The organism is Nitratireductor sp. ZSWI3 (assembly GCF_024655565.1).
Classification (GTDB): Bacteria; Pseudomonadota; Alphaproteobacteria; order Rhizobiales; family Rhizobiaceae; genus Nitratireductor.
In genome coordinates this window covers 1-23,283 of record NZ_JANKOF010000076.1, presented here as the reverse complement: position 1 = coordinate 23,283, position 23,283 = coordinate 1, and the positions used below count along the sequence as shown (strand labels likewise).

Here is a 23,283-nt window from a genome sequence, read left to right as displayed (position 1 = left end):
GCGTCGACGCCCGCCCCTTCCCGCTGGAAGAAATCTTCCCTTTTCAATCGATAAAGACGCGGCGGAGCGGCCTGGCGGCCTTGCGCTGGCGGGCGCCGGCCCTTAACGCTGCCTTCCGTAGCCGGCGGGTTTTCTTCCAGGCGCCGGCAGTCTTGACCGGAAGGGGAAAGCGGCATGACCAAGTGGGTCTATGTGTTTGGCGATGGACATGCGGAAGGCGGCGCGGGCGATCGGAATCTGCTCGGCGGCAAAGGCGCAAACCTGGCGGAAATGTGCAGCCTCGGGCTGCCTGTGCCGCCGGGCTTCACGATCACCACCGAACTCTGCGCCCACTATTATGCCAACCGAAGGTCGTATCCGGACGAACTGAAGACGCAGGTCGCATCAGCCCTCGACGCGGTCGGCAGGATCGCCGGCCGGCACTTCGGCGACGGCGAGCGGCCGCTTCTGGTTTCCGTGCGCTCCGGGGCGCGCGCCTCCATGCCGGGCATGATGGACACGGTGCTCAATCTCGGCCTCAACGACAGGACGGTCGAGGCGGTGGCGGCGGAGGCCGGCGACGCGCGCTTCGCCTATGACAGCTACCGCCGCTTCATCCAGATGTACTGCAATGTCGTGCTGGGTCTCGACCACGACCTGTTCGAGGAGATCCTCGAGGAGGAGAAGGCGCGGCTCGGCTACGAGGTCGACACCGAGTTTTCCGCCGGCGACTGGCAGAACGTGATCGCGCTCTACAAGGGCCGGATCGAGAGCGAGCTCGGCGCGCCGTTCCCGCAGGATCCGCAGGAGCAGCTCTGGGGTGCGGTGGGGGCGGTGTTCTCCTCGTGGATGAACCCGCGTGCCGTCACCTATCGCCGGCTGCACGACATCCCCGAAAGCTGGGGCACGGCGGTCAACGTGCAGGCCATGGTGTTCGGCAACCGCGGCGAGGATTCGGCGACCGGCGTCGCCTTCACGCGCAACCCCTCGACCGGCGAGAAGGCGCTCTATGGCGAGTTCCTGGTCAACGCGCAGGGCGAGGACGTGGTGGCCGGCATCCGCACGCCGCAGAACATCACCGAGGCGGCGCGGATCGAGGCCGGTTCCGACAAGCCGTCGCTCGAAAAGCTGATGCCGGAGGCTTTCGCCTCCTTCATCGGGATCGCCGACACGCTGGAGCGGCACTACCGCGACATGCAGGATCTGGAGTTCACCATCGAGCGCGGCAAATTGTGGATGCTGCAGACGCGCTCGGGCAAGCGCACGGCGAGCGCGGCGCTCAAGGTGGCGGTCGACATGGCGAATGAGGGGCTGATCACCCCTCAGGAGGCGGTTTCGCGCATCGACGCGGCCTCGCTCGATCAACTGCTGCATCCGACCATCGATCCCACGGCGCAGCGCGACGTCATCGGCATCGGCCTGCCGGCTTCGCCGGGCGCTGCCACCGGCGAGATCGTGTTTTCGTCCGAGGCGGCCGAGGAGGCCAGAGCCGAGGGGCGCAAGGTGATCCTGGTGCGCGTCGAGACGAGCCCGGAGGACATCCATGGCATGCACGCGGCCGAAGGCATCCTCACCACGCGCGGCGGCATGACGAGCCACGCCGCCGTGGTGGCGCGCGGCATGGGCAAGCCCTGCGTGTCGGGTGCCGGCTCGCTGCGCGTCGACCACAAGACCGGCACGCTTCTCGCCATGGGCCAGAGCTTCAGGGCCGGCGATACCATCACCATCGACGGCGGCACCGGCCAGGTGCTGAAGGGCGCGGTGCCGATGCTGCAGCCTGAGCTTTCCGGCGACTTCTCGACCATCATGGGCTGGGCCGACGAGGCACGGCGCATGAAGGTGAGGGCCAATGCCGAGACGCCGGCGGATGCGCGCACGGCGCGTTCCTTCGGCGCCGAAGGGATCGGCCTGTGCCGCACCGAGCACATGTTCTTCGAGGACGGCCGCATCCTGGCCATGCGCGAGATGATCCTCGCCGACACCGAGAGCGAGCGGCGCGCGGCGCTGGCCAAGCTCCTGCCCATGCAGCGATCGGATTTCGTCGAGATCTTCGAGGTGATGGCGGGTCTGCCGGTCACCATACGCCTGCTCGACCCGCCGCTGCACGAGTTCCTGCCGAAGACGGAAGAGGAGATCGCCGAGGTGGCGAACGCCATGGGCGTTGCGCCGGAGAAGCTGCGCCAGCGCACCGAAGCCCTGCACGAGTTCAACCCGATGCTCGGTCACCGCGGCTGCCGCCTGGCAGTCTCCTATCCCGAGATCGCCGAAATGCAGGCGCGTGCCATCTTCGAGGCGGCGGCGCAGGCCGCTGCCAAGACGGGCGCCCCCGTGGTGCCGGAGGTGATGGTGCCGCTGGTGGGCATGCTCGCCGAACTGAACTTCGTCAAGGCGCGCATCGACGCCGTGGCGAAGGAGGTGATGGCAGAGCAGGACGTCGAGATCGATTATCTGGTCGGCACCATGATCGAATTGCCGCGCGCGGCTCTTCGCGCCGACGAGATCGCCGGCAGCGCCGAGTTTTTCTCCTTCGGCACCAACGACCTGACGCAGACCACCTTCGGCATTTCGCGCGACGATGCGGCCTCGTTCCTGGAAGCCTACCGGGCGCGCGGCATCATCGAGCAGGATCCGTTCGTGTCGCTGGACGTGGACGGGGTCGGCGAATTGGTGCGGATCGCGACGGAGAAGGGCAGGTCGGTGCGCCCCGACATCAAGCTGGGCATCTGCGGCGAGCATGGCGGCGATCCCGCCTCGATCCGCTTCTGCGAGACGGTCGGCCTCGACTATGTCTCGTGTTCGCCCTTCCGTGTGCCCATCGCCAGGCTGGCGGCGGCGCAGGCGGCGATCAGCCGCTCCTGAGTTCGTCGCCCTGGGGGCAGGGTAATCGCCGATGGCAGCCGCAAGACCGCTCAGTTCTTCTGTCGGGGCAATTCCACATATCGTTCAGAGTTGATGACGGCTTGCTTCTCCCCGCGTGCGGGGAGAAGGTGGCCTTCACCTTTGCGCACCACCTCCACCCACCTCACCAACTCGAAGCTCAGCGTTGATGACGGAAACGGCTGCATGGTTCTCGATTGCCCTGCCCTGGGTGTCTTTGAAGACAGGCTCCGCCAAGCGATCAGGACGACATAGGCCCCGGCGTCTGGATGGCGGCTTCGCCGTCCGGGATGCGGTCGAGCGTCGCCATCAGCCCGGCATAGGCGTTGACGATGCGGGCCACGGGAAGCTCACTGGCCTCGATGCTCTCGACGCGGAGGGATTCGCTGTCGGTGTGCTGCACCACGAGCGCGAAGACCAAGCTCTCCATGCTCTCCAGCGCCACCGCCGCAACCCAGTCGCAGTCGTCGACGCCGTCGAGGCGCATCTGGAACAGAAGGGTTCCGCGCACCTGCTCGAGCGCATGGTTCACCGTGCCCTCGAACCCGAGGGCCACGCAGTCCTGGTGGTTCAGCGCCAGTTCCAGCTCGACCAGCTCCAGCGGAGCAGCCGGTGCCTCGCCTGTTTCCAGGAGCGATGTTTCCATGGCGGACCTCACATCATTCTTCCGCACCCGCCCGATTGGCCTATTGTATTGTGCCATCGAGCATGGCTGCAATATGGCGGACTTATGCAGCAATAACCGGAAGCCGAGGGTCCGGGCGTGGAAGGCGCGGCAACCTGCGAACCTGAATCAATTTGTCAGACATCCCGCCCAGGGGATTGAAACTTCAGGCTGTCTTCCGCAAAACGATACGGCGTCCTGAACGGATGGTTCGGGGCGCCGGACCTATGGATGTGGGTTTGCAGCGCGCGGCTCGAGACGGAACATGACGGCGATCCTGACGCAGGAACAATCATCGACGGCCCCTTGGTGCCGCCGCTTGGCCTTCTTCTCGGCGGCGCTTCTCCTGGTCGCCGGCGCCGGGCACCGGTTTGGCTTGGTCGAAACCGTGCCGTTCCTGTGGCTCCTGGGTCTCGTCTGCCTGCTCGCCTTGCTTGCCCTGGTGCTCGGAGCGGTGACGCTGGCGCAGGCGTGGGAGCATGGGGTCGGCGGGGCGCTCGAGGCCGGCTTCGGCATCTTCGTCGCGCTCCTCGTCCTGACGCCCTATGGCATATCCTTGCTGCGCGTCGTCGAGCATCCGCGCCTCGTCGATATCTCCACCGATCTCGAGAATCCGCCGGCCTTCATCATGGCCCCGCGATCGAGAACGAGCGCGATGAACCGGATCGATGATGCCATCGGCCCGGATCTGGCCGCTGTGCAGAAGGAGCAGTATCCGGCTGTGACGGGCCGCCGCTACGAGCATGCCGCCGAGAACGTCGTCGAGGTGGTGATGGCCATGATGAACGAGCGGGGCTGGGAACCGAGGCAGGGGCTGCAGGCGATACCGGCCGGCAACCGCACCCTGATCGAGGGAACGGCGCACACCTTCTTCCTGGGCTTCGTCAGCGACGTGGTGATCCGCATCGAGGACGACCAGACGGCGACCTTTGTCGATATGCGCTCGGCCTCGCGCTACGGGCGGCACGATCTGGGTGACAATGCGGCGCGCATCAAGGCGTTCTTCGAAGAACTCGACCAGCGCATGACCATGCTGGCCGGTGTCTGAGGCGGGCGTGGCTGCGCCTCACACCGGGAAGTAGAGCCCGTCGATGGAGGGAGCGCCCTCCGTCGCCACCGCGCCGCGCGCCACGAGATCCTCCAGATGGGCGAGCACGGAAAGCCCGGCCGCGCCGTGCAGGCGCGGATCCGTCTCGCGATAGATGGCGCGCACCATCTGCGCAATGCTGCGGTCGCCGCGGGTGATGCGTTCCAGGATCGCCCGCTCGCGCATCTTGCGGTGCGCCTTCAGCCCGCGCATGAAGCGCCCGGGCTGCGTGACGGGACCGCCGTGACCCGGCAGGAGAAGGCGGTCGTCGCGCGCCAGCAGCTTGTCGAGCGAGGCCATGTAGTCGGACATCGCGCCGTCCGGCGGCGCGACGATGGAGGTCGACCAGGCCATGACGTGATCGGCCGAAAACAGGAGGCCGGTCCCTTCGAGCGCGAAGGCCGTGTGGTTGGCCGCATGGCCCGGCGTGTGCACGGCGCGCAGCACCCAGCCGTCGCCTTCGACGAGCGCATCGTCGGCCAGTGTCAGGTCGGGCCGGAACTCCAGGTCGGCGCTGGCATCGAGCGGGTTCGTCTCGCCGATGCGCAGCGGCCGGGCCGGGCGGTGCGGGCCTTCGGCGCAGACAATCGCCCCGGTGTGCCGGGCAAGGCGGGTGGCGAGCGGCGAATGATCGCGATGCGTGTGGCTGACGAAGACGTGGCTCACCGGCCGCCCGCCGATCGCCTCGATAAGAGCCTGGAAATGCGCTTCGTCGTCGGGACCGGGATCGATCACGGCCAGAGCCTTTCGGCCGACGACATAGCTGTTGGTGCCGTGGAAGGTGAAGGCGCTCGGGTTGTTGACGGTGAGGCGGAAGACATCCGGTCCGACCTCGACAGGCACGCCATAGGCGGGGTCGAAGGTCGTGTCGAATTCAAGGGCCATGGGCGAGCGTTCCGGAAAAGCTGGGGCAGGGCGACCGCGGGTGGTCGACGTGGTTGCCGCATATCATGGAAGCGCCTATAGGAGAATCCAAGCGCTTTGTTTGCATCAGCACCAACGGAGGTACCATGTCCCTGGCGATCGCTTCCAGACCACTCGTGTCCTTAACGCTGCCGGAGCAGGGCGCCCGGCGCTTTGCGACCCAATTTTTCCTGGCGCTCGGCGCCACCTTGCTCCTGACCCTTTCGGCGAAGACGAAAGTGGTGCTGGGGCCTGTCGATCTCTCGCTGCAGACGCTGGCGATCCTGCTCATCGCCGCCACCTTCGGCATGCGGCTCGGCATCGCGACCCTGCTTCTCTACCTCGCCGAAGGCGCGATGGGGCTTCCTGTCTTCCAGAGCACGCCGGAAAAGGGCATCGGCCTTGCCTATATGGTCGGCCCAACGGGCGGCTTCCTGATCGGCTTCGTGGCCATGGCGGCCATCGCCGGCTGGGCTGCCGATCGCGGCTGGGACCGCAACCCGGTGAAGCTCGCCGGCGCGATGCTGGTGGCCGAGGCGGCGTTGATGGCGCTCGGTTTCGCCTGGCTTGCCGGCCTGATCGGCGCCGACAAGGCATGGCAGTTCGGCGTCGCGCCGTTCATCCTGCCGGATCTCATCAAGGTTGCCCTGGCCGCCTGCCTGATGCCGGCAGCCTGGGCGCTGCTGCGCGGCCTCGGCATCACGCGCGAATAGCCGTAATGCCACGCAATCGCCGCTTTCGGTGATAAACGCTTCATGCGGGCCGGATAGAGATGTCCGGCCCGTTGTATTTCTGGAGAAGGTTTTCAATGGCTGTTTTGGTAACCGGGGGGGCCGGCTACATAGGTAGCCATATGGTTTGGGAACTCATCGACCACGGGGAGACGGTGGTCGTTCTGGATCGTCTCAGCACCGGCTTTGACTGGGCCGTTGCGGAGGCTGCGACCCTAGTGGTCGGCGACATCGCCGATCAGCCACTGGTCGAGGAGACCATCAGGAAGCACGATGTCGACGCGATCATCCACTTCGCCGGTTCCATCATCGTGCCCGAATCGGTCGCCGACCCCCTCGGCTACTATCTCAACAACACCGCCAAATCGCGCGATCTGATCGACAGTGCGATTCGCTGCGGCGTGAAGCGCTTCATCTTCTCGTCGACGGCTGCGGTCTATGGCAGCCCGGCGACCTTTCCGGTCACCGAGGACGCCCGGCTGCTGCCCGAATCGCCCTACGGCACGTCGAAGATGATGACGGAGCTGATGCTGCGCGACTGCGCGGCCGCCCACGATTTCGACTACACGGCCCTGCGCTATTTCAACGTCTCGGGCGCCGACCCGCAGCTGCGCACCGGCCAGTCGACCAAGGGCGCGACGCATCTCATCAAGGTGGCCTGCGAGACGGCCACCGGCAAGCGATCGCACATGGAGGTGTTCGGCACCGACTACGATACGCCCGACGGGACCTGCGTGCGCGACTATGTGCACGTTTCCGACCTCGTGAACGCCCATTATCTCGCCCTGCAGCGGATGCGCGAGGGGGGCGGCAGCCTCGTCGCCAATTGCGGCTACGGCAAGGGTTACTCGGTGCTCGAGGTGATCGATGCGGTCAAGAAGGTGGCGAAGACCGACTTCGACGTGCGGGTGAGTGGCCGGCGCCCCGGCGATGCGGTGGCGATCGTCGCCAGCGCCGAACGCTGCCGGCAGGAACTGGGCTGGCAGCCGAAGCACGACCAACTCGACGAGATCGTCGGTCACGCGCTGAGCTGGGAAGCAAAGCTCGCCCGGCGCAACCGGCAATGACCTATCGCCAGGTCAACCGGCTCTTCACCTTCGCCTGCTTTGCCACCGCGCCGGTTCTCGGCTCGGTGGTGAGCTTCATCTGGCATGGTGGGGCGTTGTGGTGCGGTTTCGAGGTCGTTTCCGGCCGGCGGCGCTTCAGCCCCGACCGGCCCTTGCGGGTGCTGACGGCGCTGATGCTGGTTTACGTCGCAGCCAACGTCGTCGCCTTTCTGGCGAACGGACCCTCTGCCGCGGCCGCGGTCAAGCTCCTGCCCTTCGCAACGTTCCTGCTATTTCCCTTCTCCTATTCGGTGTGGACGATCTCCGACCGGCAGGAGGTGGCGCAGGCGGCGGTCTGGGGCAGCGCCGTTGCCGCCTGCGGGGCGCTCGTTCTGGCGCTGATCCAGCATCATCTGATCGGGATGCGCGCCGAGGGTGGGGCGGGAAATGCGCTGGTGTTCGCCGACGTCGCCTGCCTGGCGGGGCTGGTCTGCCTTGCCGGCGCGCTGACCATCGAGCGGGCGCGGGACAAGGCACCTGTCTTGATGGTGGCCTATGCCGCTGCCTTCCTGGCGGTGCTCTATTCGCAATCGCGCTCCGTCTGGGGCGTGATGATCGGCGCCACGGTGGTCGTCCTGTTCCTGTGCCGGACGCGGCTGAAGGACGTGCTCGAAGGGCGCATGCTGGGCGTCCTCCTGGCGGTTCTGGCGGTCGGCATTCTGGCGTCGGGCATTGTCGTCAGCCGCATGGAGCTGCTCGGCGAGGAGCTCTACGAGCTGGCCGGAAGCGGCGATTACAGCACCTCCTCGGGGCTGCGCGTCGCGCTGTGGGAGATCGGCGCAAAGCTGATCGCAGGCGATCTTCTGATCGGGCACGGCGTGCAGAACACGGCGGCGCTGATCGGCGAGCATCTGGGCGCCGACTACGGCGTCGGCCGCAGTTTCTCGCATTTCCACAACGGCTTCATCACGGCCTTCGTCGAAGGGGGCGTGCTGAGCGGCGGCGCCGTGATCGGCATCTTCGCCACCATCCTGGTGATCGCCTTGCGGACGCTGCAGGACAACGAGGAGCCGACGGCGCGGTTCGGCGCGTTGATCCTCGTCGCCCTGTTCTGCGTCTATGTCGTCGGCGGCAGCGTCAACCTGATCTTCGGACACGACATCCTGGATTCGGTCTTCATGATCTTCCTGATCACCGGCGTCTACCTGGCGGCCGGAAGCTCGGCGCTGGCCGCCGGCGGGAGCCCCGCCGATGATGCGGCGGGAGGTCAGACGCGGCCGTAACGGTCCTCCAGGCGAACGATGTCGTCTTCGCCGAGATAGGAACCGGACTGCACCTCGATCAGCTCGAGCGGGATCTTGCCGGGATTTTCCAGGGCATGGATCTCGCCGAGCGGAATGTAGGTCGATTCATTCTCGCTGAGCATGATCGTCTCGCTGCCTTTCAGCACCTTGGCCGTTCCGCGCACGACCACCCAGTGCTCAGCGCGGTGGTGGTGCTTCTGCACCGACAGCTTGGCGCCCGGCTTGACCGTGATGCGCTTGACCTGGTGGCGCTCTCCGACGTCGATGGAATCGTAGTTGCCCCAGGGGCGGTAGACCTTGCGGTGGTTCACATACTCACTGCGGTCGAGCGCCCGCAGCCTGCCGACCACCTCCTTGACCTGCTGCACCGCGTCGCGGCGCGCGACGAGCACGGCATCCGGCGTTTCGACGACCACGAGATTGTCGACGCCGACCACGGCGACGAGCCGCTTGCCGGCCGCCACGATGCTGTTCTTCGAGCCCACCTGCAGCACGTCGCCGCTCAGCGCATTGCCGTCGGCATCCTTGTCCATGGCGTCCCAGATCGCCGACCAGGAACCGATGTCGTTCCAGCCGGCATCGAGCGGCACGACGGCGGCGCGGTCGGTCTTTTCCATCACCGCATAGTCGATCGAATCCGACGGACAGGCCTCGAAGGCGGTCCGGTCGGGGCGGATGAACTGCGCGTCGGCCTTGGGCTCCGCCATCGCCGCCTCGCAGGCTTCCAGCATGGCGGGCGCGTGCTTACGCATCTCGGCGAGATAGATGCCGGCCCGGAACATGAACATGCCGCTGTTCCAGTAGCAGTCGCCGGCGTCGAGATAGGCCCTGGCGGTGTCGAGATCGGGTTTTTCCTCAAAACCGGCGACGGCGAAACCGTCGGCGCCGATGGGGCCGCCGCGGCGAATATAGCCAAAGCCGGTCTCGGGGGATCCGGGCACGATGCCGAAGGTGACGAGGCGGCCGTCGCGGGCCAGCCGCTCAGCCTTTTCGAGCCCGGCATGGAAGGCCGGTATGTCCGTGATGAGATGGTCGGCCGGCATCACCAGAAGCAGCGGGTCCTCGCCGTTATGGGTGGCGCTGAGCGCGGCCAGCGTGATCGCCGGCGCCGTGTTGCGGCCGACCGGCTCCAGGATGATCGGCGAATTCTCGATGCCCGACAGGCGCAATTGCTCGGCGGCGAGAAACCGATGCTCCTCGTTGCAGATGACCAGCGGCGGCGGACAGCCGAGCCCGTCCAGCCGCCGGACGGTCTGCTGCAGCATGGTGCCGTCACCCACGAGCGTGCAGAACTGCTTCGGATAATGCTCGCGGGAGACCGGCCAGAGCCGCGTTCCGGAACCGCCAGCCATGATTACGGGCAAGAACATGAAACTTCCTTCTCAAATACGCGCGTTCGTGCGGGCAGACGGTTGGACGATGCAGCCTTGATGGTCAACTCACCTGTTGCGGGTCCTGACGGTCGCCATGCCGCTCGGGCATGCTCGCGCGGATTGTGAATTTGAAACGTTGACATGCGGTGTAGGCAACCGCTCCATCATAGAAGCTGTCCCGGAAAATGGGGATAGCGCGATACCACCGAACCGGATTTTCTCCTCGCCTATCGCCCGTTCAAGGCGAAGAAGAGGCGGCGAAGCGCTTCCTGCGCGGCAAAATCGCCGGGCCGGCTGGGAGCGGCTCGGGGAGCAGCTGGCGGCGCCCGTTGACCGCCACTCCCCGCGCCTCCGCAGCGGCCTATGCTTCTCGGCGACAGCGCGAGGAACAGGCGATGGAAGAAACCACACATCTCGGACTCCCCTACATCATGCCGCAGCAGGCACAGAAGCACGTGACCCATAACGAGGCGCTGCGGATGCTCGACGGGCTGCTGCAGCTCTCGGTGGCTGATCGGGACCTTGCGTCTCCGCCGCCGGCGCCCGCCGACGGAGACCGCTACATCGTGGCGGCTGGCGCGGATGATGCGTGGACGGGCTGGGATGGGGCGGTCGCCCATTTCGTCGACGGGGCCTGGGAGCGCCTTTCGCCGCGCGCCGGCTGGCGGGCCTGGATCGAGGACGAGGCGCGCATCCTCGTCCATGACGGCTCGGGCTGGCAGCCGTATGACGGCATTCCCGAAAGCGGCGCGATCCTGCAGAACGCGGCGCTCGTCGGCATCGGCACGACGGCGGACGCCGCCAACCCCTTCTCCGCCAAGCTCAACAAGGCGCTGTGGACCGCCCGCTATGCGAGCGAGGGCGGCGACGGCGACCTCTTCTACACGATGAACAAGGAGGCGGCCGGCGACGATGTCGGCCTGCTCCTGCAGACGGGCTTCGTGACGAAGGCGCTCATGGGGCTGTTCGGCTCCGACGACTGGCGCCTGTCGGTCTCCGCAGACGGATCGGCGTTCAGCGACGCGATCCGCGTCGACGGGGCGAGCGGTCTGGTGGCGCTGCCGGGCAACGCACGGTTCCTCGGCCACATCGATTACGACCAGTATCTGGCCGCCGACACCTGGACCCGGGTCGCCATCAACATCGCCGACCAGAACGACCAGGGTGCCTTCGATGGCGGGACGAACCGGTTCACGGCGCCGGCTGCCGGGCTCTACGCCTTCGGCGCATCGATCGGCTGGAAGCAGAACGGAAGCAACGTGCCGGCGCCTCTCAAGGCGAAGCTGGTGCTGAACGGAACGACAGACCTCACCGCCCCGCTGGTGACGTCTGATCTGGCGCAACTGGCGACGGACGGCTCGGAAAGTGCGCTGAACCTTCAGGCGATGGCGGTGCTCGCGGCGGGCGACACGGTGGAACTGCAGCAGTTCTTCGGCACGCTCGACGGCTATGTGCCGGCGGGCACGACGCGCTTGTGGGGCTTCTGGATGGCGTGAGCCGCCGGCGCGGCGAGCGGCGAGGGGATTGCCCACGGTTTTGGGCCAATCCCCTCCTTGTCGGCGGCCCGCCCTTCTGCTATCCACCGCCTCGCCCGGCATTGGGGCGTCGCCAAGTGGTAAGGCAACGGTTTTTGGTACCGTCATTCGCAGGTTCGAATCCTGCCGCCCCAGCCAAACTATGCTCAAATTCGTCCAAGCGCGATTATGCGGCCGGCTTGAAGCCCAAGCGCAATCCCAGCGCGTGAGCAACTTTCATAATCGTGGCGAAGCTGGGATTCCCATCCTCGGAAAGCGCCTTGTAGAGCCCTTCGCGGCTCATTCCTACATCGCGCGCGAGCTGGCTCATATTGCGCGCGCGCGCAACCACGCCAAGCGCGCGCGCAATATAGGCGGGATCGTCGCCACCTTCTTCCATCACCGCTTCCAAGTAAGCAATGATGTCTTCCTCGTTTTTGAGATAATCTGCCGTATCGTAGCGGCTGAAGGTCTCACTGCTCATCATCTCAGTCCTTCCACTGTGCGGCAATTTCTTTGGCCCTGGCGATGTCGGATTGTTGAGAAGACTTGTCGCCGCCCGAAAGCAGGATGACAACGATTGGTCCTCTTTGCATGTAATAGACCCTGTAGCCTGGACCATAAGCAATCCGCATCTCGGAAATTCCACCGCCTACGGGTTTGACGTCGCCGGGATTTCCACTTGCAAGCCGATCAAGTCTCGCCTGAATACGCGCTGTGGCCCGCCTGTCTCGCAAGCTACGTAGCCAACGATCGAATGCGGCACTCTTGATCAGCTCAATCATATGTTAACTGTAGTTATCGCTTTTGCATGTGTCAACCATGGTTATCAGTGGCGATCGATATACTCATACCTCTTCAGGCGTCTCCGCATCCGCCACAAGCGCCTTCATCTCCGCTGGAGGCGAGACACACCAAGTTTTAAATGCTTCCAGGAACCCCAGCCATGACCTATTATATAAATAAAAGCAGTCGCTTAGAGAAAATTCAAACGTTCGACGTGTTATAGTCGCGTGGGTGATTCACGTGAGCCTTGGTTGGTGGAAAATCAAACGGCCGGACACACGCCGGACTCTTGACAGGCAAATCCGCTCCACAGACCTTGCTACTGGGCTAGCTTTTTAAGGGAGATGTCCCTCTCCGGCGGGAATCTGCGCGGTATGATCGACAAACGGCCAATTGATAAGTTGAGAGAGTCCGCCGTCGGGATGACAGTTGGTGATGCCTCAGACGGCGCAATCACCGGTATGATCACGATTGCCGAAAGGCTCTACGTTATTAAAGAAAAGGCTATTTACTTATTAGCTATGGCCGACGAGATAGACCCACAGCGTACGCGTGCCGATATACCAAACACGCAACAGCTCGTCCTTAATAGCGGGTCCAATTCTGAAAGCGTTCGTCGAATCCTACTAACAGCGCGAGAATTGTTCAGAGAGCACCGACTGATTGAAATGATCGACTGGAATGCTGTCCTTTTGAGCGCCCTGGAAATTTTGAAGGATGTGATAGCGGCACAGGAAACTTCAGATGAATTCATAAAGCTGAAGGTAGCTGCCGATGCCGCAATCATCCCTCCACAAGAAAGGGCATTTCGGATGCCCGCGATTTCCGGATTAGAGGGGCGGGTGAAGAGCTTCATTCAAAAAACCGAGCACGCATTTCAGGGCCTCTATAAGACATGCGCGCTATTCTATCCGGAGGAAATGCAGAAAGCCGGCAAGTGGTTGGACGGTTTTGCGGCCGTGGTCGAGACACGCTACGGCAATCAGGACGAGTTTACCTTATTCGCCAAGGAGCTTGCGAACTTCGGAAAGATCATTCGGAACGCCCGCCACTGCGTAGAGCATCCGAAGACAACACAACAACTCGAAGTACGAGACTACCAGTTAACAGCGGATCGCATTCTAGAAGAACCCATGATCCGGGTCATTCATAATGATACCCCGATTGAGCGGATGCCGCTCGGCCAATTTATGGAAGAAGTAACAATCCAGTTGCACGACGCGGCAGAGCTTCTGTTGGCGTATCTTGCTGCAAAACACACGGCGGCACTGGGGCAATTTCAAGTGGCGGTGGGGGAGATACCGGAGAATCAGCGGGGAAATGACGGGGTCCGCTTTGGATACCTGATTAATATTGGAGGCACGCTACAACGCCTCGGATAGCAGCCGTTCGCTAAAATACCCGCCGTGGTGTGCGGTGGGCTTCTAGTAGATCGGCGCGGATCGGCTTGTAGGCAGCTTCTTTCATGTCTTAGGTCTTGGCACATGCGGATCAGGCCGACATGATGCAATATGCCCGAATCAAAAAGCCCGCTGGATCGCTCCGGCGGGCCTTCGTGAACCGGCGGGCGGGCCGGCTTCGCTCAGGCGGCCTTCTGGATCAGCGCCGTGATCTCCTCGACCCTGGCCTTGAGCAGCGCCTCGTCGCCGCGGGCCTCGACGTTGAGGCGCAGGAGCGGCTCGGTGTTGGAGGCGCGCAGGTTGAAGCGCCAGTCGCCGAACATCATGCCGAGCCCGTCGATGGTCTCGAGTTCCGGGTTCTTGGGCATGAAATGCTCCGAGATCCGGGCCTGCACGGCCGCCGCGTCGGAGACCGTGAAGTTGATCTCGCCGGAGCAGGGATAGGCGGCGATGCGCTCTTCCAGACGCTCGGCAAGGGAGGCCCCGCCGGACGACAGCTCGGCCACCACGTCGAGCCAGGCGAGCATGCCCGAATCGCAATAGGAAAAGTCGCGGAAATAGTGGTGGGCACTCATCTCGCCGCCATAGACGGCGTTTTCCTCGCGCATCATCTTCTTGAAATAGGCATGGCCGGTGCGGCACGGCTTGGCGATGCCGCCCGCCTTTTCCACCACGTCGATCGTGTTCCAGGTGAGCCGTGGGTCGTAGAGGATCGTGGCGCCGGGGCTCTTGGCCAGCAGCGACTGGGCGATCATGCCGACGAGATAATAGCCTTCGACGAAGCGGCCCTTGTGGTCGTAGAGGAAGCAGCGGTCGAAATCGCCGTCCCAGGCAATGGCGAGATCTGCCCCGTGCTCGACGACGGCCTTGCTCGCCTTGGCGCGTTTTTCCGGCAGGAGCGGGTTGGGCACGCCGTTGGGCAGGCGCGGATCGGGCTCGTGGTCGATCTTGATGAAGGTGAAGGGCAGGTGCTTTTCAAGAAGATCGATGATCGGCCCGGCGCAGCCATTGCCGGCATGGCAGACGATCTTCAGCGGCTTCAGGTCCTGGCCGGCGACCTCGGCCAGCAGGCGCTCGATATAGGCGTTGCGATCGGGCGTCTCGTGCAGCGTGCCGCGCTCGGCATAGCTCGCCACCGGCTCGAGCACCGCATCGGAGCGCATGATCTCCTCGATGGGATTGAAGGCGTTGTCGGGCGTTGCCGCCGAGGCGCCCTTCAGAACCATCTTGATGCCGTTGTAATCGGGCGGGTTGTGGCTGGCCGTCACCATCAGGCCGGCATCGGCGCCGGTGGCGGCGGTGTGGAAATAGACTTCCTCGGTGCCGCAGCGACCGACCGGCTTCACGTCGACGCCGCTGTCGAGCAGGCCCTGAGTCAGCGCCTCGGCGAGCGCCGGACTGTCGAGGCGCATGTCGTGGCCGACGACGACGAGGCCCGGCTGGAGGCTTTGCTTGAGCGCCTGTGAGAAGCGATAGGCGAAGGGAACATTGATTTCAGCCGGAATGCGGCCGCGAACGTCATACGCTTTGAAAGGGGCGCCCATAATTTTTTCCATTTCAACGATTGTGCCGGCGAAGCCGAAGATATTCCTGAGTATCGAACATCGCAGCGGTTGATTGACTTTTGATTGGGTGGTTGCGTTGAGGTCATGCCACTGGGAGGCAGCAGGTGGAGATTAGATAGAGGTGCGGCATGACTGCAACATGGCATGTTGATGGACACCGGCACTTCGCCGTTCACCTCGTGTAACAGGCGAAACGACAGTTTGAATGAAGTGCTTGGTTGCGCATCTTGCCGCGCATCCGTATTCAACGTTCGGGGCAAAGCGGAATCACCCCGCATCTGATTGGGCTATATATGCAATTCATCGATCTCGGCGCTCAGCGGGAGCGCATCAAGGACCGACTCGCGGCCGCCATTGACAAGGTCGTGGCCGAGGGGCGCTACATTCTGGGGCCGGAAGTCGGCGCCTTCGAGGAGCAGATCGCCAGATACATCGGCGCCAAGCACGCCGTTGCCTGCGCCAACGGCACGGATGCGCTGCTGATGCCGCTGATGGCCTATGGCATCGGTCCGGGCGACGCGGTGTTCTGCCCGAGCTTCACCTTTGCGGCGACCGCCGAGGTGGTTGCCCTGGCCGGCGCCGAGCCGGTGTTCGTCGACATCGATCCCGACACCTACAACATCGACCCCAAGAGCCTGACGGCGGCGATCGACCACATCAAGATGGAAGGCCGCCTGACGCCCAGGGCGATCATCCCGGTCGACCTGTTCGGCCTGGCGGCCGATTACGACGTGATCGATGCGATCGCCTCGCGCGAGGGCTTGCGCATCATCGAGGACGCGGCCCAATCGATCGGCGGCCGGCGCGGCAACAAGCAATGCGGTGCCTTCGGCCATGTGGCCTCGACCAGCTTCTACCCCGCCAAGCCGCTCGGCTGCTACGGGGACGGCGGTGCCATGTTCACCGACGACGACGATCTGGCCGAGGTGCTGCGCTCGATCGCCTTCCACGGCAAGGGCGCCAGTCAGTATGACAATGTGCGCGTCGGTCTCAACTCGCGCCTCGACACGATCCAGGCGGCGATCCTGATCGAGAAGCTCGCCATCCTGCCCGACGAGATGGAGAAGCGCCAGGCGGTCGCCGCCCGCTATGCCGAGGGGCTCGGCGATGCGGTGAAGGTGGCGCAGGTGCCCGCAGGCTACCGCTCGGCCTGGGCGCAATACGCGATCGAGACGGAACATCGCGATGCGGTGCGCCAGAAACTGTCCGCCGAGGGCATCCCTTCGGTGATCTATTACGAGAAGTCTCTGCACCTGCAGAAGGCCTATGAGATGTTCGCCCGCGCGCCGGGTGGCCTGCCGGTTTCGGAAAGCCTGCCGCAGCGCATCCTGTGCCTGCCGATGCATCCCTATCTCAGCGAAGCCGATCAGGACCGCATCGTCCAGACGATCCGCGCCGCGCTTCCTGCATGAGCTTCCGCCCTGCGGCGGATCCCCAAAAAGGCCCGTCGGAACGGGCCTTTTTTGCATTCTGAAATGCCTTTCCCCCTTTGCCGGAAACAACGCAAAAACCGCCTCGCAAACCGGGGTCGGCTTGGGCGCGCCCGCCTTGAGCAGCCGGAAAGGCGCATGGTACCTCACTGTCAGGATCCGGCGCCTCCCCTTGCCGGGCAGAGCGATAGACATGCGAAGGCCAAGACATGCCGGTAGCCCTTACCCATCTCGACAGGCTGGAAGCCGAGGCGATCCACATCTTCCGCGAAGTGGCGGCGACCTTTTCCAACCCGGTGATGCTCTATTCCATCGGCAAGGATTCGTCGGTGCTGATGCATCTGGCCATGAAGGCCTTCTATCCCGCCAAGCCGCCCTTTCCCTTCCTGCATGTGGACACCACCTGGAAGTTCCGCGAGATGATCGAATTTCGCGACCGGATGGCCGAGAGGCTGGGTTTCGACCTGCTCGTCCACATCAATGAGGACGGCGTGCGCGAGGGGATCAACCCCATCGATCACGGCTCCAACACGCACACCCATGTGATGAAGACCGTTGCCCTGCGCCAGGCGCTCGACAAGTACGGCTTCGATGCGGCATTCGGCGGCGCCAGGCGCGACGAGGAGAAGTCGCGCGCCAAGGAGCGCATCTTCTCGTTTCGCTCGGCCGGGCATGGCTGGGACCCGAAGAACCAGCGCCCGGAAATGTGGAAGATCTACAACACCCGCGTGGCGCCGGGCGAATCGATCCGCGTCTTCCCGCTGTCCAACTGGACCGAGCAGGACATCTGGCAATACATCCTGCAGGAAGACATCCCGATCGTGCCGCTCTACTTCGCCAAGAAGCGGCCGGTGGTGGAGCGCGGCGGCATGACCATCATGGTCGATGACGACCGCATGCGCCTGCAGCCCGGAGAGAAGGTCGAAGAGCGCATGGTGCGCTTCCGCACGCTCGGCTGCTACCCGCTGACCGGCGCCATCTCCTCGACCGCGACGACGCTTGAGGAGATCGTCGGCGAGATGCTGACGGCCCGCACCTCCGAGCGGCAGGGCCGGCTGATCGACCGCGACGAAGCGGGCTCCATGGAAAAGAAGAAGCGCGAAGGGTATTTCTGATCATGCTGACAGCCAACAGCGCGCTGCTGAGGAAAGACGAGGACGCCCTCGTCGATATCGGCGATTATGTCGCGGCACAGGAGAACAAGGGGCTGCTGCGCTTCCTGACCTGTGGCTCGGTCGACGACGGAAAGTCGACGCTGATCGGCCGGCTGCTCTACGACACGAAGCTGATCTTCGAGGACCAGCTTGCCGCGCTCGAGCGCGATTCGAGGAAGCACGGCACGGTCGGCGACGAGATCGACTTCGCGCTGCTGGTGGATGGCCTGGAGGCCGAGCGCGAGCAGGGCATCACGATCGACGTCGCCTACCGCTTCTTCTCCACGCCGAAGCGCAAGTTCATCGTCGCCGACACGCCTGGCCACGAGCAATACACGCGCAACATGGCGACGGGGGCCTCGACGGCCGATCTCGCCATCGTGCTGGTCGATGCGCGCCAGGGCATCCTGCCGCAGACGCGCCGCCATTCGATGATCGCCTCGCTGCTCGGCATCCGTCATATCGTGCTGGCGGTGAACAAGATCGACCTCGTCGGCTTCGACCGCGCCACCTTCGAGCGCATCGTCGAGGACTACCGCTCGTTCGCCGAGGAGCTGGGGTTCGATTCGATCCAGCCGATCCCGATGTCGGCGCGCTACGGCGACAACGTCACGCTCTCCTCGGGCAAGACGCCCTGGTATCGGGGGCCGTCGCTGATCGAGCATCTGGAGAATGTCGACATCGACGCGCACGCCGAAGGGCGGCCGTTCCGCTTTCCGGTGCAGTATGTCTCGCGCCCAAACCTCAATTTCCGCGGCTTTGCCGGCACCGTCGCCTCCGGCAGGATCGCGGTGGGCGACCCGGTGACGGTCGCCAAGTCCGGCAAGCGGTCGCAGATCAGGCGCATCGTCACGCGTGACGGCGATCTGGACGAGGCGGTGGAAGGCCAGGCCGTGACGCTGCTTCTCGAGGACGAGGTGGAGCTGTCGCGCGGCAACATGCTGGTGACGCCGGAGGCGCGCCCGCACGTGGCCGATCAATTCGCCGCCAACCTCGTCTGGTTCGACGAAAAGCCGCTTCTGCCCGGCCGCTCCTACATCCTGCGCACCGAGACGGACGAGGTGTCGGCGACGGTGAGTCAGCTGAAGCACCGGCGCAACATCAACAACTCCGCCCAGGAAGCGGCCACCAGCCTGGAGCTCAACGAGGTCGGCCACTGCCATTTCTCGCTGCAGGCGCCGATCGCCTTCGATGCCTTTGCAGACAACCGCACGACCGGCGCCTTCATCCTGATCGACCGGCTGACCAACGCGACCGTCGGCGCCGGCATGATCCTGCGTCCGCTGCGCCGTGCCGCCAACATCCATTGGCAGGCGCTCGACGTGACGCGCCAGTCGCGCGCCGAGATCAAGCATCAAAAGCCGGCCGTCCTGTGGTTCACGGGGCTGTCGGGATCGGGCAAGTCGACCATCGCCAATCTTCTCGACAAGAAGCTGCACGCAGCCGGCCGCCACACCTACATCCTCGACGGGGACAATGTGCGCCACGGGCTGAACCGCGATCTCGGCTTCTCCGACGAGGACCGGGTGGAAAACATCCGCCGCGTCGCCGAGACGGCGAAGCTGATGGCCGATGCCGGACTGATCGTGCTCGTCTCCTTCATCTCGCCGTTCCGTGCCGAGCGCCGCATGGCGCGCGAGCTGATGAACGAGGGCGAGTTCGTCGAAGTGTTCGTCGACACGCCCTTCGAGGAATGCGCCCGCCGCGACCCGAAGGGCCTTTATGCAAAGGCGCTGAAGGGCGAGATCAAAAACTTCACCGGTGTCGATTCACCCTATGAGACGCCGGAAAGGGCTGATATCCACATCTCGACCACCGGCCGCACGCCGGAAGAGCTGGTTGACGATCTGGAAGCCTGGCTCAAGGAACGCGGCTATTGCTGAAGGCTTGACCGGGAGCCCGAGCCCCATGGGCATGATGAAGGATGATGCAGCGCTTCTGGCGCTGTTCGAAGACCTGGCGCTGGCCGCGGGGGCGGCCATCATGAGCCATTACGAGACCGGTTTCGAGGTCGAGCAGAAGGCCGATGCCTCGCCGGTGACGGTGGCCGACCGGGCCGCCGAGCGCGTCATCCTCGACGGTTTCGCCAAGGCCGGTCTCGGCACGCCCTGCGTTTCGGAGGAAGAGGCGTCGGGCGGTGTCATCCCGGCCTGCGGCGACGGCAATTTCCTGCTGGTCGACCCGCTCGACGGCACGCGCGAGTTCATCGAGAGGCGGCCGGACTTCACCGTCAATATCGCCATGATCCGCGCCGGCGCACCGGCGCTCGGCGTCGTTTATGCGCCGGCGCGCGCGCTGCTTTATTCGGCACGGCCGGGCGTCGCCTTCGAGATGCAGGTCGGGGCCGGCGCGCCGCAGGCCCGCCGCGAGATCCGGGCGCGGCCGCGGCAAACGCCGCCGGTGATCCTTGCCAGCCGTTCCCACTGCACCGACGAGACGCACGCCTTCATCGCCCGCCATCCCGGCGCCGAGACGGTGTCGATCGGCTCCTCGCTGAAATTCTGCATGATCGCGCGCGGCGATGCGGATCTCTATCCGCGCTACGGCCGCACCATGCAATGGGACACGGCGGCCGGCGATGCGATCCTGCGGGCCTCAGGCGGCACGGCACGCACGCTGGACGGCCTGGCGCTGACCTATGGTCCGAAGAACGGCGCGGGTCTGGAGGCTTTCGTCAGCCCGTCCTTCATCGCCGAGGGCGCGCCGGCCTCAGGCGGCTGACAGCTCTTCCTTCCATGGCGGATTGGCCCCGGCGCGCGAAACCGTGACGGCGGCTGCGCGCGAGGCAAAGGCGATCGCCTCGGCGAGCGCGTCGCGGCCGAGGGCTGCGATGCTCTCTTTCGTCAGCAGCCCGGCATTGCCGAAGGCTGCGAGAAGGGCGCCGTTGAACGTGTCGCCGGCCCCCACCGTGTCGACCACCTCAACCGGGCTTGCCGGGACGAAGACCTTCTGGCCCTTCATATAGGCGGTGGCGCCCTTGCCGCCGTCGGTGAGCACGACGAGGCTCGGGCCGCGGTCGAGCCATCGGGCGGCGATCGCGTCGGCATCGCCGGGCTCGCCGAACCAGTCGAGGTCGTCGGCCGAGATCTTGACGATATCGGCCATGGCCACCATGCGGCCGATGCGCGCGCGGTGACCGGCCGGATCGGCGATGAAGGCAGGGCGGATGTTCGGATCGAGCATGGTGACGCGCGTGGCCGCTTCCCGCGCCATCAGCGCTTCATAGGCCGATCCGCAGGGTTCCGACACCAGGCTTATGCCGCCGAAGAGCAGGGCCTTCACATCCGCGCCGAGGGCGGGCAGGTGCGCCGGCTCGATCATGCGGCCGGCGGTATTCTCGTCGTAGAAGCGGTACTCGGCCTGCCCGTCGGTGAGGGTGACGAAGGCCAGTGTGGTGGGGCGGCTGGAGACCTGCACCAGGCCGAGATCGACCCGGCTTTCGATGAGCTTGTCGCGCAGCATCGTTCCGAACAGATCGTCCGACAGGCCGGTGAAAAAGCCGCAGGAAAAGCCGAGCCGGGCGACGGCGATGGCGCTGTTGAACACCGCACCACCGGCATAGGGTGCGAAGACGGCCTCGCCTTCGGCCGACCGGCGCGGCAGCATGTCGATCAAAGCCTCGCCGCAGCAAAGGATCATGAAACGCCTCCCATCTCATCTGTCGGCTACAGCGCCCGTGCGTCCATTCGGATGCAAAAAGGACGCTGCAAGTCCTTGCATCTAGGCAGTAGCCGCGGCAACGGCGTTTTGCAACGGCGTTGGCGGCGCTCGCAAAATTGTTCGCTTTATGTTCTGTCTGTGATATGCATGCTGCAGCATCACCGATAGGGAAAGCGATGTCGGACCAGCAAGCCAAGTTCGATCGCCTGAGGGCCCTTCATGAGAAGGACCAGGCGTTCGTCATGCCCAACCCGTGGGATGCCGGTTCGGCACGTCTCTTGAACAGTCTGGGTTTCGAAGCGCTTGCCACCACAAGCGCGGGCTATGCCTTCTCGAAGGGCAAGCGGGATTCCTTTGCCGGTCTTTCCCGAAGCGAGATTCTCGAGAACGCCGCCGAAATTGTCGGCGCGACGGATCTTCCGGTCTCCGCTGACCTTGAGGACGGTTTCGGAGCCGCTGCGCGAACCTGCGCGCAAACCGTGCGCCTGGCTTGTGAGGTCGGGCTCGTCGGCGGATCGATCGAGGACGCGACCGGTGATCCCGATGCTCCGATCTACGATCTTTCCGAGGCGGTCGACCGCATTCGCGCCGCGGCGGAAGCAGCAAGCGGGCTGCCCTTCCTGCTGACGGCCAGGGCCGAGAATTATCTTTGGGGAAGGCCCGATCTGGATGACACGATCCGGCGGCTTCAAGCCTTCTCGGAAGCCGGGGCGGATGTCCTTTATGCGCCGGGCCTTCCCGACATCGAGGCGATCAGAACGGTGTGCCGCGCCGTCGACAAGCCGGTGAACGTGGTCATGGGGCTCAAGGGGCAAAGTTACTCCGTCGCCGAACTGTCCGAAGCTGGAGTGCGGCGCATCAGTGTCGGCGGCTCGTTCGCGCGGGCCGCATTGGGTGCTTTGATGCGTGCGGCGCAGGAGGTGCGGTCGACAGGCACCTTCACCTATGCGGCGGATGCGGTCCCCGATGGGGTCGTCAGCCAGCTCATGTCACAGGACAAATGCGCCGACCGGCAATGACTGCCCCGCCCCGCTTCGATGCTGGCAGCGCCGTGCGTGCGTGGTTCGACAAGCTCACCATGAGGGTGGTTGCGCTTGGCAGGAAGCTCCCAAGACGTTGAGGACGGGTTTTGCAACCAATACCGCCCCTCATGGTGAGCTTGTCGAACCACGCACGGTGCTGTTGCCAAGAGGTCAAAGCATGATCGAAATCGTCATGCGTTATATACTGTGTTCGGACGCACAGAGTATGCTGTAAGTCGTTCTTTCGGGCCGATGCGCTAGAAGCGCCGTGCGTCCTTTTGGACGCACAAAGGACGCTCTATCTTATTGTTTTTCCGCATTTATGCGGCCGTCAAGTGATTCCACCTGACTGCAAAATGCTCTAGTGAAAATTACGCCCCTTCGGCAGCACGCGCACGTCGCGCGGGTGGCGCCACAGGCCTTGTTCGAGCGGTGGCAAGTCCGGCCCCGCCGGTGCCTCGGGCTCGCTCATCGCCGCCATCAATTCGGGCGTCATGTCGGTGAGCCGCCGGGCGACCACGTGGATCACGTCGCTCTCCTTCTGCAGCACGCCCTCAACCACGACCATGCGGGCGCCGAAGACGACGCGGCGGAATCTTTCGAAGACGCGCGGCCAGACGATGGCGTTGGCGATGCCCGTCTCGTCTTCCAGCGTCATGAAGATGACGCCGCTCGCCGTGCCCGGCCGCTGCCGGACGAGCACCAGGCCGGCGACGCGCACGAAGCGCCCGGCCGGCGTGTCGGCGAGCGCCCGGGTTTCCAGGATGCCGCGCCGCCGAAGGCGGGCG

At 64.6% G+C, this 23,283-nt stretch carries 20 protein-coding genes and 1 tRNA gene; 13 read left to right on the top strand and 8 right to left on the bottom strand.

The features are described 5' to 3' along the window. Positions 1-174 precede the first annotated feature (174 nt). Positions 175-2,838, top strand: a complete 2,664-nt coding sequence (gene ppdK / locus NUU27_RS19055) for a pyruvate, phosphate dikinase (protein ID WP_257763742.1) — start codon at positions 175-177, stop codon at positions 2,836-2,838. 259 nt (positions 2,839-3,097) lie between these two features. Here ppdK and NUU27_RS19050 read toward each other — a convergent pair whose 3' ends face one another. After that, positions 3,098-3,502 carry a hypothetical protein gene (locus NUU27_RS19050; RefSeq protein WP_257763741.1) on the bottom strand — a complete coding sequence of 135 codons (405 nt, stop codon included), beginning with the start codon at positions 3,500-3,502 and terminating at the stop codon, positions 3,098-3,100. Positions 3,503-3,785: 283 nt separating this feature from the next. Here NUU27_RS19050 and NUU27_RS19045 point away from each other — a divergent pair, with 283 nt between their 5' ends. Continuing rightward, a complete protein-coding gene (locus NUU27_RS19045; protein WP_257763739.1) occupies positions 3,786-4,568 on the top strand; it encodes a DUF1499 domain-containing protein in 783 nt (260 codons plus the stop codon). An 18-nt stretch (positions 4,569-4,586) separates the two neighbouring features. On the opposite strand, the gene NUU27_RS19040 is transcribed toward NUU27_RS19045, so the two are convergent. Continuing rightward, positions 4,587-5,492 carry an MBL fold metallo-hydrolase gene (locus tag NUU27_RS19040; RefSeq protein WP_257763738.1) on the bottom strand — a complete coding sequence of 302 codons (906 nt, stop codon included), beginning with the start codon at positions 5,490-5,492 and terminating at the stop codon, positions 4,587-4,589. 125 nt (positions 5,493-5,617) lie between these two features. On the opposite strand from NUU27_RS19040, the gene NUU27_RS19035 reads away from it, so the two are divergent. From NUU27_RS19035 to NUU27_RS19025, 3 genes are all read left to right on the top strand, one after another. Further along, the gene (locus tag NUU27_RS19035) at positions 5,618-6,223 is read left to right on the top strand and encodes a biotin transporter BioY (RefSeq protein WP_257763736.1); all 606 of its coding nucleotides are present in this window, start codon (positions 5,618-5,620) and stop codon (positions 6,221-6,223) included. A 95-nt stretch (positions 6,224-6,318) separates the two neighbouring features. Beyond that, positions 6,319-7,308, top strand: a complete 990-nt coding sequence (gene galE / locus NUU27_RS19030) for a UDP-glucose 4-epimerase GalE (RefSeq protein WP_257763735.1) — start codon at positions 6,319-6,321, stop codon at positions 7,306-7,308. Next, positions 7,305-8,570, top strand: coding sequence for an O-antigen ligase (locus NUU27_RS19025; protein ID WP_257763734.1), 1,266 nt, complete (start codon positions 7,305-7,307; stop codon positions 8,568-8,570). The genes galE and NUU27_RS19025 overlap by 4 nt, the downstream gene beginning before the upstream one ends. Here NUU27_RS19025 and NUU27_RS19020 read toward each other — a convergent pair. Further along, a complete protein-coding gene (locus NUU27_RS19020; protein WP_257763733.1) occupies positions 8,555-9,961 on the bottom strand; it encodes a mannose-1-phosphate guanylyltransferase/mannose-6-phosphate isomerase in 1,407 nt (468 codons plus the stop codon). The genes NUU27_RS19025 and NUU27_RS19020 overlap by 16 nt on opposite strands. Positions 9,962-10,359: 398 nt before the next feature. Between NUU27_RS19020 and NUU27_RS19015 the strand changes: the two genes are divergently transcribed. Continuing rightward, positions 10,360-11,460 carry a DUF2793 domain-containing protein gene (locus NUU27_RS19015; RefSeq protein WP_257763732.1) on the top strand — a complete coding sequence of 367 codons (1,101 nt, stop codon included), beginning with the start codon at positions 10,360-10,362 and terminating at the stop codon, positions 11,458-11,460. A 102-nt stretch (positions 11,461-11,562) separates the two neighbouring features. Then, positions 11,563-11,637: transfer RNA gene (locus tag NUU27_RS19010), tRNA-Gln, on the top strand. A gap of 28 nt (positions 11,638-11,665) precedes the next feature. Here the strand turns inward: NUU27_RS19010 and NUU27_RS19005 are convergent. After that, positions 11,666-11,965, bottom strand: coding sequence for an addiction module antidote protein (locus NUU27_RS19005; RefSeq protein ID WP_257763731.1), 300 nt, complete (start codon positions 11,963-11,965; stop codon positions 11,666-11,668). 1 nt (position 11,966) lies between these two features. Then, positions 11,967-12,263: a type II toxin-antitoxin system RelE/ParE family toxin gene (locus tag NUU27_RS19000; protein ID WP_257763730.1), complete on the bottom strand. Its 297-nt coding sequence runs from the start codon at positions 12,261-12,263 to the stop codon at positions 11,967-11,969. 375 nt (positions 12,264-12,638) lie between these two features. On the opposite strand from NUU27_RS19000, the gene NUU27_RS18995 reads away from it, so the two are divergent. Then, positions 12,639-13,646, top strand: a complete 1,008-nt coding sequence (locus NUU27_RS18995; protein ID WP_257763729.1) for a hypothetical protein — start codon at positions 12,639-12,641, stop codon at positions 13,644-13,646. 200 nt (positions 13,647-13,846) lie between these two features. Here the strand turns inward: NUU27_RS18995 and NUU27_RS18990 are convergent, their stop codons facing one another. Beyond that, positions 13,847-15,208, bottom strand: coding sequence for a phosphomannomutase (locus NUU27_RS18990; protein ID WP_308219985.1), 1,362 nt, complete (start codon positions 15,206-15,208; stop codon positions 13,847-13,849). A 314-nt stretch (positions 15,209-15,522) separates the two neighbouring features. Here NUU27_RS18990 and NUU27_RS18985 point away from each other — a divergent pair, with 314 nt between their 5' ends. The 4 genes from NUU27_RS18985 to cysQ all read left to right on the top strand — a co-directional run bounded on the left by NUU27_RS18985 (position 15,523) and on the right by cysQ (position 20,534). Beyond that, a complete protein-coding gene (locus NUU27_RS18985; protein WP_257763727.1) occupies positions 15,523-16,641 on the top strand; it encodes a DegT/DnrJ/EryC1/StrS aminotransferase family protein in 1,119 nt (372 codons plus the stop codon). A gap of 227 nt (positions 16,642-16,868) precedes the next feature. Continuing rightward, complete coding sequence (cysD, locus tag NUU27_RS18980) at positions 16,869-17,774, top strand: sulfate adenylyltransferase subunit CysD (RefSeq protein ID WP_257763726.1); 906 nt, start codon at positions 16,869-16,871, stop codon at positions 17,772-17,774. A 2-nt stretch (positions 17,775-17,776) separates the two neighbouring features. Next, complete coding sequence (gene cysN / locus NUU27_RS18975) at positions 17,777-19,696, top strand: sulfate adenylyltransferase subunit CysN (RefSeq protein WP_257763725.1); 1,920 nt, start codon at positions 17,777-17,779, stop codon at positions 19,694-19,696. Between the two features lie 25 nt (positions 19,697-19,721). After that, complete coding sequence (gene cysQ / locus NUU27_RS18970) at positions 19,722-20,534, top strand: 3'(2'),5'-bisphosphate nucleotidase CysQ (protein ID WP_257763724.1); 813 nt, start codon at positions 19,722-19,724, stop codon at positions 20,532-20,534. Here the strand turns inward: cysQ and NUU27_RS18965 are convergent. After that, a complete protein-coding gene (locus NUU27_RS18965; protein ID WP_257763723.1) occupies positions 20,523-21,452 on the bottom strand; it encodes a carbohydrate kinase in 930 nt (309 codons plus the stop codon). The two genes, cysQ and NUU27_RS18965, sit on opposite strands and share 12 nt — an antisense overlap. Positions 21,453-21,649: 197 nt before the next feature. On the opposite strand from NUU27_RS18965, the gene NUU27_RS18960 reads away from it, so the two are divergent. Beyond that, positions 21,650-22,492, top strand: coding sequence for an oxaloacetate decarboxylase (locus tag NUU27_RS18960; RefSeq protein ID WP_257763722.1), 843 nt, complete (start codon positions 21,650-21,652; stop codon positions 22,490-22,492). Positions 22,493-22,856: 364 nt separating this feature from the next. Here NUU27_RS18960 and NUU27_RS18955 read toward each other — a convergent pair. Beyond that, positions 22,857-23,283: OB-fold nucleic acid binding domain-containing protein (locus NUU27_RS18955; protein WP_257763721.1), on the bottom strand; the 427-nt coding region annotated here is incomplete at its 5' end.

Bases quoted from the DNA above. Each gene is read 5' to 3' on its own strand.
- ppdK (WP_257763742.1), top strand. From the start codon at position 175: ATGACCAAGTGGGTCTATGTGTTTGGCGATGGACATGCGGAAGGCGGC.
- NUU27_RS19050 (WP_257763741.1), bottom strand. From the start codon at position 3,502: ATGGAAACATCGCTCCTGGAAACAGGCGAGGCACCGGCTGCTCCGCTG.
- NUU27_RS19045 (WP_257763739.1), top strand. From the start codon at position 3,786: ATGACGGCGATCCTGACGCAGGAACAATCATCGACGGCCCCTTGGTGC.
- NUU27_RS19040 (WP_257763738.1), bottom strand. From the start codon at position 5,492: ATGGCCCTTGAATTCGACACGACCTTCGACCCCGCCTATGGCGTGCCT.
- NUU27_RS19035 (WP_257763736.1), top strand. From the start codon at position 5,618: ATGTCCCTGGCGATCGCTTCCAGACCACTCGTGTCCTTAACGCTGCCG.
- galE (WP_257763735.1), top strand. From the start codon at position 6,319: ATGGCTGTTTTGGTAACCGGGGGGGCCGGCTACATAGGTAGCCATATG.
- NUU27_RS19025 (WP_257763734.1), top strand. From the start codon at position 7,305: ATGACCTATCGCCAGGTCAACCGGCTCTTCACCTTCGCCTGCTTTGCC.
- NUU27_RS19020 (WP_257763733.1), bottom strand. From the start codon at position 9,961: ATGTTCTTGCCCGTAATCATGGCTGGCGGTTCCGGAACGCGGCTCTGG.
- NUU27_RS19015 (WP_257763732.1), top strand. From the start codon at position 10,360: ATGGAAGAAACCACACATCTCGGACTCCCCTACATCATGCCGCAGCAG.
- NUU27_RS19005 (WP_257763731.1), bottom strand. From the start codon at position 11,965: ATGATGAGCAGTGAGACCTTCAGCCGCTACGATACGGCAGATTATCTC.
- NUU27_RS19000 (WP_257763730.1), bottom strand. From the start codon at position 12,263: ATGATTGAGCTGATCAAGAGTGCCGCATTCGATCGTTGGCTACGTAGC.
- NUU27_RS18995 (WP_257763729.1), top strand. From the start codon at position 12,639: ATGATCGACAAACGGCCAATTGATAAGTTGAGAGAGTCCGCCGTCGGG.
- NUU27_RS18990 (WP_308219985.1), bottom strand. From the start codon at position 15,208: ATGGGCGCCCCTTTCAAAGCGTATGACGTTCGCGGCCGCATTCCGGCT.
- NUU27_RS18985 (WP_257763727.1), top strand. From the start codon at position 15,523: ATGCAATTCATCGATCTCGGCGCTCAGCGGGAGCGCATCAAGGACCGA.
- cysD (WP_257763726.1), top strand. From the start codon at position 16,869: ATGCCGGTAGCCCTTACCCATCTCGACAGGCTGGAAGCCGAGGCGATC.
- cysN (WP_257763725.1), top strand. From the start codon at position 17,777: ATGCTGACAGCCAACAGCGCGCTGCTGAGGAAAGACGAGGACGCCCTC.
- cysQ (WP_257763724.1), top strand. From the start codon at position 19,722: ATGGGCATGATGAAGGATGATGCAGCGCTTCTGGCGCTGTTCGAAGAC.
- NUU27_RS18965 (WP_257763723.1), bottom strand. From the start codon at position 21,452: ATGATCCTTTGCTGCGGCGAGGCTTTGATCGACATGCTGCCGCGCCGG.
- NUU27_RS18960 (WP_257763722.1), top strand. From the start codon at position 21,650: ATGTCGGACCAGCAAGCCAAGTTCGATCGCCTGAGGGCCCTTCATGAG.